This window comes from Oleiagrimonas sp. (assembly GCF_027858935.1).
In the GTDB taxonomy this organism is placed as follows: Bacteria; Pseudomonadota; Gammaproteobacteria; order Xanthomonadales; family Rhodanobacteraceae; genus Oleiagrimonas.
The window spans coordinates 1-11,888 of record NZ_JAQIBU010000250.1; the positions used below are offsets into that span (position 1 = coordinate 1).

General features: G+C 61.7%; 8 protein-coding genes. 1 reads left to right on the top strand and 7 read right to left on the bottom strand.

Going from position 1 to position 11,888, the window contains the following annotated elements:
* On the bottom strand, positions 1-464 hold a 464-nt coding region (locus PF446_RS09120; protein WP_298071116.1), incomplete at its 3' end, for an alpha/beta fold hydrolase.
* 384 nt (positions 465-848) lie between these two features.
* Here PF446_RS09120 and PF446_RS09125 point away from each other — a divergent pair.
* The gene (locus tag PF446_RS09125) at positions 849-1,961 is read left to right on the top strand and encodes a mechanosensitive ion channel family protein (protein WP_298071117.1); all 1,113 of its coding nucleotides are present in this window, start codon (positions 849-851) and stop codon (positions 1,959-1,961) included.
* A 16-nt stretch (positions 1,962-1,977) separates the two neighbouring features.
* Here the strand turns inward: PF446_RS09125 and PF446_RS09130 are convergent, their stop codons facing one another.
* From PF446_RS09130 to PF446_RS09155, 6 genes are all read right to left on the bottom strand, one after another.
* Positions 1,978-3,462 (bottom strand): tryptophan halogenase family protein, encoded by a 1,485-nt coding sequence (locus tag PF446_RS09130; RefSeq protein ID WP_298071118.1) that lies wholly within the window; start codon positions 3,460-3,462, stop codon positions 1,978-1,980.
* Between the two features lie 47 nt (positions 3,463-3,509).
* Complete coding sequence (locus tag PF446_RS09135; protein WP_298071119.1) at positions 3,510-4,526, bottom strand: cupin-like domain-containing protein; 1,017 nt, start codon at positions 4,524-4,526, stop codon at positions 3,510-3,512.
* Positions 4,519-5,223: a SapC family protein gene (locus tag PF446_RS09140; protein ID WP_298071120.1), complete on the bottom strand. Its 705-nt coding sequence runs from the start codon at positions 5,221-5,223 to the stop codon at positions 4,519-4,521. The genes PF446_RS09135 and PF446_RS09140 overlap by 8 nt, the downstream gene beginning before the upstream one ends.
* Positions 5,224-5,343: 120 nt before the next feature.
* Positions 5,344-8,412 (bottom strand): TonB-dependent receptor, encoded by a 3,069-nt coding sequence (locus PF446_RS09145; protein ID WP_298071121.1) that lies wholly within the window; start codon positions 8,410-8,412, stop codon positions 5,344-5,346.
* A gap of 196 nt (positions 8,413-8,608) precedes the next feature.
* Positions 8,609-11,260 carry an exo 1,3/1,4-beta-D-glucan glucohydrolase gene (locus tag PF446_RS09150; protein ID WP_298071122.1) on the bottom strand — a complete coding sequence of 884 codons (2,652 nt, stop codon included), beginning with the start codon at positions 11,258-11,260 and terminating at the stop codon, positions 8,609-8,611.
* 175 nt (positions 11,261-11,435) lie between these two features.
* Positions 11,436-11,888: substrate-binding domain-containing protein (locus PF446_RS09155; RefSeq protein ID WP_298071123.1), on the bottom strand; the 453-nt coding region annotated here is incomplete at its 5' end.

Below are 11,888 nucleotides of genomic sequence, written 5' to 3' on the forward strand. Positions count from 1 at the left end.
AGAACCAGCGCGCGCACGCAGCCGGGATGATCAAGCGCCAGCGCCAGCGCCAGGGCGCCTCCCAGCGAGTGTCCCACGAGCACCGGTTGCTGCAGATCCAGCGCGCGAATGAATTGGGCAACGATCGACGCTTGTTCGTTCAGACCCGGGTGCGGCCCGCTCTGCACGACCGAATACCCCGAGCCTGGCCGGTCCACGGCAACGACCCGGAAGGTCGCCGAAAGCACGTCGACCAACCGGTAAAAATTACGCAGGTTGCCGCCCAGACCGTGGACCATGACGATCACCGGACCGCTTCCCTGGTCCAGGTAGTGCATGCGCACGCCATCGAGGTTGATGAAATGGCCCGTTGGTGGGACCGCTTGTTGCGCGCGCCGTGTGTTCCATGTCGTGAACAGCATCAACCCCGTCACCAGTGCCGCCAGTGCACCGCCACATGTGACGATGATCCAGATCACGCTCATCGACTTCTCCTGAATCCAGCTGGAACGATCCGCCCTATCCTACGCATGTACCGATCCAGTACTCGAAATCGCTCGTACTCTGACCGTGAAAACGACCTATGAATTGCGCCCGAAGTCGCATGATCGTCTCGTGATCAAGGACGCAAGAAACCATTTCCTGATGCAGGCCGATGATCCGCAGGCATGCTGCATCAACGCCAGACAAATACATCGTCAGCGAAGTATCCGATCAGCTCGCGAATCCTGTCCGATGCATGCACCCGGACATCGCGGCCCGGGTCCAGCTTGAGATGATGCTGTGCATTTGGCACCATGAATGGCTGCACGCAGCGCATGCCCCGGGCCCGCCGCGAAGCACTTCCTCCTTACAGACACGGACCCTCCATGCACGACATCCTGGACTGGCTGTCGCATCACAGCTTTCTCCACATCTCACTGAACCGGTGGTTCATCGCAGCACTGATCACGGTGCTCGGTTACATCATCGTCATGCTGGTGTCCCGGATCACGGCGAAGCAGCTACGCAAGCGTTACGCCCCCGAATCGCGCCCGTTGATGTCGATGATGGCAGCAGCGCTGGAAAACACCCGCAGCTGGCTGATGCTGGTGATCTTCGCGGCGATCGGCGCCAACGTGCTGGGCCTGAAGGACCGCCCCACCCGCTTGATCGGCTATGTGGGCGCGGTGGCGGCGGCATTGCAGGTCGGTCTGTGGCTGAACCGGGCGATTCGCGCATGGGTCGATGGCAAACTCAGCATCCAGACCGAGAAAACGCGCAACCCGGTAGTGATGGCCATGCTCGCATGGATGATGCGAATCATGGTCTGGGCCACGCTGCTGCTGGCGGCGCTCAACTTCATGGGCGTGAATATCACCGCCTTTGTCGCCAGCCTGGGCGTAGGTGGCGTTGCCGTGGCGCTGGCTCTGCAGAACGTGTTGGGGGACCTGTTCGCCTCCATGTCGATCGGTCTGGACAAGCCGTTTGAGTTGGGTCATTTCGTGAATTTCGGCGACATCTCCGGCACCATCGAGCACGTCGGCGTGAAAACCACCCGCATCCGCTCGCTGAGTGGCGAGGAGGTGATCATCGGCAACGCTCAATTGCTTAGCCATACCGTGCACAACTATGGCCGCATGGATACGCGCCGCATCGTGTTCGCCTTCGGCGTCACCTACGACACCCCGCCCGAACGCCTGCGCGAACTGCCCGACGTGACCAGGGAAATTGTCGAACGCAACGACAAGGTCCGCTTTGATCGCGCGCACTTCAAGAAGTTCGGCGACAGCTCGCTGGACTACGAAGTGGTCTACACCATGCTGGAACCGGACTACACGCTGTTCATGGACACCCAGCAGCGGATCAACTTCGACCTGGTCGAGCGTTTTGCCGAAATGGACGTGCAATTCGCCTTTCCCAGCCGCACGCTGTATGTGGCCGGTACGGTGAATACGACCACCCGAGCCGAAGGTGCGCACGACACCGTACCCAGCAGCTAGCGGACGCAACTCGGCTTCATGGGTTTTTCATCGCGCAATAGCTGCGGATGTAGTCCATGTGCTCTGGAAGCCTTGATACGGTCTGCTCCACGCCTCCGCGAATTTTTCCCAGGAAGCGGCTGAGTTCGTCGTCGCCCATCAGGTCCGGCGATGGATGCCGGTGCCGCGGCGTGATGCCCTGCCCCATCATGACCTGGATCCAGGAATTCTCGGCGAACAATTGGTTGGTGAGGTTGTAGACCTTGCCGGTTTCGGTAAACAGGTCGATGACATGGCGCAGCGAGAACGGCACGTTCATCTCCGCGCATTCGCGCCAGAACCCGGTATCGCGCCGATCGGTCACATGGTAGTGCAGCAAGACGAAGTCGCGGACATGCTCGAGATCTTCCCTCATTCGCATGTTGTACTCGTCGACCTCGACCTGGTTGACGATCTCCGGAAAAGCTTGCAGCAGGCGCGTTATGCCGCGCTGGATCAGGTGGATGTTGGTCGACTCCAGCGGCTCCAGAAAACCGCTGGCCAAGCCCAGCGCCACGCAATTGCGTTCCCAGCAGCGTGTGCGCTGACCGGGCTTGAAATGGATCAGGCGCGGTTCGGTCGCGGGCTCGCCTTCAATGGTGTCCATCAGGGTCTTGAGCGCCACGTCCTTGTCCATGTAGCGGCTGGCAAAGACGATGCCGTTGCCGCCTCGGTGCTGCAACGGAATGCGCCATTGCCAGCAGGCATCGCCGGCGATCGAGCGCGTGTAGGGAACCGCCTGACGCACCGATTCGGTCTGCACGGCATAGGCGCTGTCGGCCAGCAGCAGGTCCGACCAGTCCTCGTATGCCACGCCCAGCGCCTTGCCGATGAGCAGCGCGCGGAAGCCGGTGCAATCGATGAACAGGTCGCCCTCGATGCGGGTGCCGTCCTTGAGGACCAGCGCCTGGATGTCCCCGTTGTCGGCCATCGCCACGTGCTCGATCATGCCCTCCACGCGGTGCAGGCCGTAACCCTCGCTGAAACGGCGCAGGAAGGCCGCATAGCGCGTGGAGTCGATGTGGTAGGCATAGTTGATGCCATTGTTGGGCAGCTGCGCAAACTTGTTCTGCATCGCGGCCGTCAGCTCGAGGCAATAGTCGCCATAGTCGCTGGCCAGGCCTCGTTCGCGACCCTTCAGCCAGAAATGCTGGAACCCGGCGGACCAGTGGTCGCGCCCCGTGGTGCCGAAGGAATGGAAATAGCGGTGGCCGACGCTGCGCCAGTTCTCGAACTGGATGCCCAGCTTGAATGTGGCGCTGCTGGCGGCCATGAACTCCTGCTCGTTGACATCGATCAGCCGATGGAAGGTGAGCAGGGTGGGAATGGTTGCCTCGCCGACGCCCACCGTGCCGATGTCGTCCGATTCCACCAGGGTGATGTCGATGTATTTGCCCAGCGTGCGCGAGAGCGCGGCCGCTGCCATCCATCCCGCCGTGCCGCCTCCGGCTATCACCACGTGGCGTACGGGCTTACGTTGCATATCGGCACTGGAATGGGGTGCGGCGTTCACGGGTCGATCTCCTGGGTTTAGCCTTTCAACTGATGCATGAAACTCTGTACGAGCGCGCTGCGCAGTTCATGCGCGCGTTTTTCATCCATGGGCGCCAGCATGCCTCGCGCCGCCTCCGGGATGTGTTCGTGCGTCGCCTCTCCTGGCTCGAAGATGTAATGCCGGAAGATTTCCTGCCAGATGCGCCGTTGCTCCGGCGGCAGGTCCCGGATGTTGACCATGGCAAGCTTGAGCGTATTGAACGGCGAGTCCATATACGCCGGCTCGTCGCGCCACCAGAAATTGACCAGGATGTTGAGCGCTTCGAGCGATTCGACGTGATGGAACCACATGCTGGGTATGACCAGAGCATCGCCCGGCTCCATCTCGGCGACCTGGGCATGCGCCATGGCTTCGCGGAACCGCGGAAAGCGCGCGTGGTCCGGTTCATGAAAATCGACCAGGCTGATGGCCGGACCGGCCGGCGTGAACTCTATCGGGCCGACATAGAGATTGGCCAGTTGGTCGGGGGGGAACAGGGTGAATCGACGCCTGCCGGCCACCACGCAGGCCAGGTTCGTCGGCAGATCCCGATGCGCGGCGATCCGCGAACGATTGCCGATCCAGATGCTCGCCAGTTCCTGGAGCTCGGCCGTCTGTTCGAACACGTTCTCCGCGCGAAATCCGGGCAGATAGACATCCAGCAAGGACGAGCCGATGTAGATGGAAGGCGCACTCGGGCTGGACGCCTTGAGGATCTGCTCAAGCGTCGCGCTCAACGGACCGTGGTGAAGCGTGAAATTGAAGCCGGTGAGGTTCTCGTTGTAGAAAAACCTGCCCTTGACCTTGGGCGGAGCAGTCAGGAACGTCGCGGTGCGCTTGCTGTCGAATCTGCGCAGGTAGTCGACCACGGCGCGATCCGACTGTCGGGCTGCGTGGACCACCGGCCATGACGACATCAGGCCACGGAGCAACACGGGCTGAGTGCTTCTGAGCACATCATCCGGCAAGGACTCCCGATCGAGTCCATGAAGCTCCTGAACCTGCTCAGCCACGGGCGTACCTATTGCGGTAGCGCTCGATGAGATCGCGCATGTGGGTCAACGAAGCCGCCGCCAGGAAGGTCGGTTCCAGGTGATCTGCCCGGGACAGTTCTTCCAGCGCCTTGCCATCGAGCTTGCGAAGACGATCATGGTTGATGGTGTAGTAGCCGACCAGACGATTCTCGTTATCTTCATCGAACTTCACGTCCAGCACGAACGACTCGAGGAGATCGTGCTTGAGCAGGGCCTCGATGTAGGCCTGGGTGTTCTTGACACCCGCATTCAGCATGCCCAGGACATCGCTGATGTGCTGGAGTAATTCGGTCGGACCGCCATGGTCATGAAACAGTGCCTGCCCGCTTTCATCGCCCACGCGCGGATGATCGAGGTCGATGTGGACATGATCCCCGTTGGCAGAGCGGCCGATGAGGAATGGCTCGCGTTGTACAGACAGGGGGATGTAATGGGCATCCCAATGGGAGCCCTCCAGAAACAGGTTTTCCCCCTGCCGCAGGCCGAACAACGCGACCGGCTGGAAGTTGTCCTGCTCGTCCTTCTGGAACACGATGGGATAGTAGGTCTGGACGTTGTGGAACTCCTCCGGAAACGTCAGTGCCGACATGATGTCGTCACCATATTCGGCGCCGTGGGACATGTTCACGCGCAGGTCGCGGTGCTGGTCTTTGTTGAGGATGGCATGTCGGGTCATGGATTGAATCTTTGCGGGAAATGGATACCCGGCCTCTAAGAAAAAAGGGCCGCTGGCAGCCAGCGGCCCCAAGAACACTATTCTTGCCACCGGCGGGCGCCGGTGGCAAGAGAACTACTCTCAGAACTTGTACCGCACGCCAAACATGTAGCGCGGTCCCGTCTGGGCGAGGTAGACCAACTCGTGGATATTGCGCGTGTACAAGCGCTGGGTCCGGTTGGTCACGTTGATGCCGTCCAGGGTGAGCGAGAGCTGCTTGTTGATGTTGTAGCTCGCGCTGATGTCCCACTGGCCGTACGGCGCCGTGTAGATCGGGTTGACGATGCCCAGGCTGTCGTTGTTGCCGGTCAGGAACTTGCCGCGCCAGTTGAAGGCCGCGCGTGCCTGCCACGGACCCTTCTCGTAGAAGCCGACGAAGTTGGCCGAGTTGCTCAGGCCCACCATGAAGCTCTGCTGCCCATAGCTGTAATTGTCGTAATGCAACGGGGACTGCACGATGGTGTAGTTGACCTGGGCACCGAAGCCGGTGTCCCAGAGCATCTGCTGCAGGGCGAATTCCCAACCGTGCAGGGACTTCTTGCTGGCGTTGTAGGGCTCGGAGATCAAGAATTTCGTGATCGGATCTCCCGGCTGGCCCTGGATGGTGCCGGTTGCGGCATTCACGCCCGGCTGTCCGCTGAGGTTGGTCAGGATGTAGTTCCTGATGCAGATCGTATCAGTCGAAGCGCATCCGCCGGCATTGACAGCCTGGTTGAAGTACGCGCCGCCGATCGGGGTGGGCAGGTTGAAGGGGGTTGCGGTGACCTGCCGGGTCCCGATGTAGTTGGAGATGTTCTTGCGGAAATAATCAACCGATACGTAGCTTCCCTTGCCGTAATACCAAGCCCAGGACAGGTCGAAATTGTGCGACACCAGCGGCTTCAGGGCGGGATTGCCCGAGCTTCCGGTACCGCCACCGAAGCGCACCGTGGAGGTAAGCAACTGTCCTCCCGAGATATCGCCCCAATTCGGGCGACCGATGGTCTCGCTGTAGGCGGCACGCACCTTCATGTCGTCGGTGATGTTGTAGGCCACATTGAGTGCCGGCAGGAAGTACTTGTACGAACCCTTCAGGGTGGTGAAGCCCGACTTGCCGCTGGAAATCAGGTACAGCTCGTTTTGCGCGGCCCAGGAGACGCCGCTCCATGTCGGCACCAGTGCAGTGGAGGTGACATCGGTCTTCTCGTAGCGCACACCCGCGGACACGTACAACGGCTGATTCGCCACGTAGTAGGTCTGGTTCCAGGACAGGAAGGCCGACTTCGAATCCTCGGTGGTGCGCTCGTCCGTTGCATTCGGACCGGTGTAGTTGGTCGGCGCCGCGAACGTGAAGGCCCCCAAGGTTGCGGCATTGGCATTCCATGCTTTCTGGGCAGCCTGGGCACCCTGGGCAAAGTTCCAATTGAAGAACTGGTCAGTGAACGAAGGCGAGTTGTGACCGCTGAACTGGCCGAAGTACTGGCCCATGTTGTCCGAATGGAACATCGAGTTCGAGTAGTTGGCGGGCGAGGTGCCGGGAATGCCTCCCCAGTAGTTTTCCTGGGCGAAGTTGTAGGCCGTGCGGTTGCGCACATTCGTCGAGGCAACACCGAAGTTCAACTCCGATTCGTCCGGCAGGATATAGCTACCGTTCAACTGGATCTGGTTGATGGTGTTCTTCATGTGGCTGTTGCGGAACGAAGCACCCGTGAAAAGCATTTGCGATGGGCTGAGCTTCGTTCCTGCCGGCGAATACACATTGGTCAGGATCGGGAAACGGCCCGTGAAGTTGGCCGTGGTCGTGCCGCGGACGAATGCGACGGCATCCAGTGTCGAACTATTGCCGTAGGGGCTGTCGGGACCGTTTTGCGCCGTGGAGTGGGCGGCGTCAAACGTGAAGCTCAGCTTGTCGTTGACTTTCCACTTGGTGTTCCAGCCCACCGAGTTGAGGGTCTCCTTGCTCGCCGACTGGCCAGCGGCCATGTCGAGGTCCTGCGGCGTGTTATAGGTCTCGGAATACACCAGTGGTGCCGAGATGGGCCCATTGGTCCAGGAGCTGTAGTTGGGGTAGCCGGACGCGAACCACGCCGACAACTGCTGGTAGCGATTCTTGACCTTGTATTCGGAATACGTGTAGTCCAGCGTGTTGACCAGGTTGTCCGACGGCTTGAACTGCAGGACCATCTGGCCGTTGATGCGCGTGGTCTGGCCGGCGTTGATTTGATAGCGCAGCGCCTGCGGGAACGAATAGTCGGTATTGGGGCCCGGCGCATTGACGGAATTGGGTGCCGGGGGCACCACACCACCACCCCAGGAGCCGCCATACGGCACGTTGTTGCGGAAGGTCTGCCAGCCATCAATGAAGGAGCTGTTGTAGCCGAAATTGCGCTTTTCGTAGCTGCCGTTGATGCCGAAGCCCCACTCGCCATTGGCGCTGGTGGTGCTGAAGATGCCGTTGAAGCGCGGCGCGATAGTGCTGCCGTACTGCAAGGACGACGGCATGTTGTTGTTCGAGCCATCCCAGACGCCCTGGAACTGGACGGCACCATGCGTGCCAGGATTGTCGAACGGTCGTGCCGTGATGATGTCGATCGTGGCGCCCATGCCACCCGGGGGCGTGCTGGCCGAACCGGTCTTGTAGACGTCGACCTCGGACACGGCACTGGCGGACAGCTGCGCGAAGTCGAACGAACGATCCGTCGAGGCGCTGGTGTCGTTGATGTTGGCCGTCGGCATCTGGCGCCCGTTCAGCAACACCAGGTTGAACTGGGGACCAATGCCGCGCACCGTGACGCGCGCGCCTTCGCCGTTGACACGGCTGATGGACACGCCGGGGATGCGCTGCAGCGCCTCGGCAAGGTTGGAGTCGGGGAACTTGCCGATATCCTCGGCCACGATGCCGTCGACGATGCCGTTCGAGTAGCGCTTGATGTTCATCGACGCTTCCAGCGAACTGGCGATGCCCTGGACCATCACGGCTTGCAGGTTCGTCGCGTTCTGGCGGCTGGCGATGTTTTTCTTCTGTTTCTTGGTCTGACTGCTCGTGTTGTTGGAATTGGACGACGCGGATTGCGCGGCGCCCGGGCTCTGCGCGTACGCCGTGCCGGCCAGTGCCATGAGCACTGCCGAAACCAGTATGCGCCGTTGCAAGGTGTGGTTACTTTGGTTCATGGATGATTACTCCCCCGAACATCGTGGTTTTGTTGTGGCTGGCCGATCGGGTTTAAATTTAAACGGCCGGGTCGTCTTGCGAAGTTGCCTGGATATCGAATCCAGTGTTGCTTGCTGCTTGGCGGCGGACCCGTCGGCATGTGCCGGGGGTCGACCATCGTAAATTCCTGGCCAAGTCCGTGCTCGCGCATCCTGATCAATGCGCAGGACATGACATCGTCTCGTTTGCCGCGTACGCGACCTGAACCTTGTTCAGCGTGATCTGCAGCGGCCCGTGGCTGTCGATGACAAGCGGCGCGGTCACGGACTTCAAGTCCGCTCCAGCCTTGTCGAAACACTTCAGCGGCACGCCGAGCCGGGTCCATCCGCTCGTCTTCAGCGTGGCCAGTTCGGCGCTGAACGGCAGGCGTGCCTGGCAGGATTTGGCGCTGCAGTTGACACCGATCTCCACGCGGGTACCGGCCGGCACCTTGTCGACGCGCAGGGTCAGGACCAGGTTCACGTCCCCGTTGCTTTCGCGTTGCAGGTCGAGTGGCTTGGGCGAAACGATGGACAGCGTGCCGCCCTGCCCGCTCCAGGTGACCTGGCGCGCGTCTTCCTGAGCCTGGTAGTCGATGCCCTTGACCTCGATCGCGCCGTGGGGGGTTCGGGCCGGCACGCTGGCAACCATGCGAGGCGTTCCGGCCCTTTCAGCAATCGTCAGTTTGAACTTGCCCACGGTCTCGCCGTGATGCATGTACAGGTCACGCGGGATCAGCGGGCCGTTCAGGTCGGAGATTTCCGGCAAGGGCCCGGAGGTATCATGGTCCTCGTAAGTCAGTCCGAAGCCGTACGGATACTGTGGATCGGCGGCGCTCTGCGCGACCTGCACCGCGGTGCGCGGCCAGGCCGCCGGCAGTTTGCCGTGGAAATCGTGCTGGACGTTGCCCTTGGGGCCGCGCAGGATCACGTCGGCCACGCCACCGCCTTCCGATCCCGGCAACCAGGCCATGACGAAGGCATTGGAGGCGTTGATCTCGCGGTTGACCCACAGCGGGCGACCGGCGACGAATACCGAGACCACCGGTATCCCGGCCTTGCGCAGGCGCTTGATCAGGGCCAGGTCCTTGCCGCTGTTGTAGTCGTAGGCGACGTTGTCGCGATCACCCTGGAACTCGGCATAGGGTTTTTCACCAAACACCACGATGGCCACGTCCGGCTTGTGCGTGTAGTGCCCATCGACCGAGAGCACCGCATGGCCGCCGGCGGCGCGGACCTGTTGCCGGATGCCGGCCCAGATCGTGGTATCGCCGGGGAAATCGGAAGGCTTGAGGCCCGTGCCCTGCCAGTTGACGGTCCAGCCGCCGGATTGACGCATCATGCTGTTGGCGCTCTCGCCGGCCACCAGGATGCGCTGGTGCGGATTCAGCGGCAGGATGCCGCCGTGGTTCTTCAGAAGAACCAGGGACTCACGCACGGCCCGACGCGCCAGCGCGCGGTGCGCTGCCGAACCCAGCACCGACAGTGGCACTGGGTCCGGGCGACCTTGGGGATACTTGAACAGGCCAGCGCGAAGTTTCACGCGCAGGATGCGCGACACCGCGTCGTCAAGCCGCGCCATCGGGACCTGGCCGCTTTTGACCTGGGCCAGGAGGTTTTTGAAGGCCGTCTTCCAGTCCGCCGGCACCATCAGCATGTCCATGCCATCGTTGATCGACTCGGGGCAGCTGGCATCGGTGCAGCCGGGCACCTTGCCCACGGCATTCCAGTCCGAGACGGTGAAACCGCTGAAGCCCATGCGGCCCTTGAGCACGCCGGTGAGCAGGCTCTTGTTGGCCGACATCTTCACGCCGTTCCAGCTGGAGAACGAGACCATCACTGTCTGCACTCCGGCCGCAATGGCGGCTTCGTATGGCAGGCCGTGGATGTCGCGCAGCACCTTCTCGCTGATCTCGGCGTCGCCCTGGTCCTTGCCGTCATGAGTGCCGCCGTCGGCGAGAAAGTGCTTGGCCGTGGCTAGCACGTGGTCCTGGTCGAGGAACCCGGGGGTCCCGGGCTTGCCTTGCAGGCCCTCGATCTCGGCGGCGCCGAGCTTGGCCACCAGATGCGGGTTCTGCGAGAAGCCCTCGTAGGTGCGTCCCCAGCGGCTGTTCTGCGGCACGGCGATGGTCGGGGCGAACGCCCAGTCGGCGCCGATGGCACGCACTTCCAGCGCGGTGGCGGCGCCAATCTTGCGCACCAGGTCCGGGTCGTGCGTGGCGCCCAGGGCGATATTCTGCGGGAACAGCGTGGCGCCGACCACGTCGTTGTTGCCGTGCACGGCATCCAGGCCAAAGATCACCGGTACCACCACCCCGCCCTTCTTGAGCGGCCGCATGGCCTCACGGTGGTAGGCCTGGATCAGTGCGCGCCACTTGGCGGCCGGAGCGGCTGCGTTGCCGCCGGGGCCACCGTTGCCGCCGGAGAGGACCGAACCCAGCGGATAGGTGCGCAGGTCCTCGGGAGTCATGCTGCCGATCTCGCCCTGGATCAGCTGGCCGACCTTCTGGCGCAACGTCATGTGCGAAAGCAGCTCATGGACGCGATGCTCGAGTTTGGGTTGCGGGGGAAAGGCCGGCTTCACGCTCGGCCATTGGGAGGGATGCGCCACCGTCGATGCGATAGCCGGTTGGCTTGCCGCGGCGGTCTTGACCTGTTGCGCATGGGCAGCCGGCTTGGCTTGCTGCACCAAGCTGGCCGGCTTGGCTTGTTGCGGCGCCGGTTGTCGGCCGCAGCCCGCCATCGACAAAGCGAGCAACGCCACTGGCAGCGACCATCCAACAAAGCGCGTGCGCAGGCCGTTATCGCAAATGTTCGGGATCTTCCCCATGTAGTTCTTCCCCGCGCCCCCCCAGGGGCTCCGTTGTTATTGGTGCCTGGAAACCAGCAAATTCCTGCACTTTGTATTAATGACAGCGCTGTCAGTAAAGTTGTTAAAATATCGAGCACGGCGTGATCGAAAGTTTTTTTACGCCGATATGACAGCGCTGTCAAATTGACCCAGGTCAAAGCGGCGCTGCGTTTTTCCCGTTACCTTGATCATGCCCGGCTATTTGCGCGGCTTTGCGAGTGGGTGCAGTGGATTCACGCATCCTTAACGAGTAGGGCACCTGCACCATCCGTCCGGGGCCGAATCCTCGCAATACATCCAGCAACTGCAGGCAGGCAATTCTGCCCATGTCGCGGGCCGGCTGATGGATCGTGGTGAGCGTCGGCCACACCTGGCGCGAGATCGGTGTGTCATCGAATCCGCATACCGAAAGATCTTCCGGCACCGACAGACCATGTTCGGACGCCGTCCATATCACGCCCGATGCCATGTCGTCGTTACCGGCAAATACGGCCGTCGGCGGTGCATCCATTGCGAAAAGTTTGCGTGCAGCTTCCACACCGGAAGCAAACGAGAAATCACCCTGCACCACCAACTCGGGAATCCAGGGAAGGCCGGCCTCGACAAG

Excerpts from the sequence above, each read along its gene's own strand:
- PF446_RS09125 (WP_298071117.1), top strand. The coding sequence starts at position 849 with ATGCACGACATCCTGGACTGGCTGTCGCATCACAGCTTTCTCCACATC.
- PF446_RS09130 (WP_298071118.1), bottom strand. The coding sequence starts at position 3,462 with ATGCAACGTAAGCCCGTACGCCACGTGGTGATAGCCGGAGGCGGCACG.
- PF446_RS09140 (WP_298071120.1), bottom strand. The coding sequence starts at position 5,223 with ATGACCCGACATGCCATCCTCAACAAAGACCAGCACCGCGACCTGCGC.
- PF446_RS09145 (WP_298071121.1), bottom strand. The coding sequence starts at position 8,412 with ATGAACCAAAGTAACCACACCTTGCAACGGCGCATACTGGTTTCGGCA.
- PF446_RS09150 (WP_298071122.1), bottom strand. The coding sequence starts at position 11,260 with ATGGGGAAGATCCCGAACATTTGCGATAACGGCCTGCGCACGCGCTTT.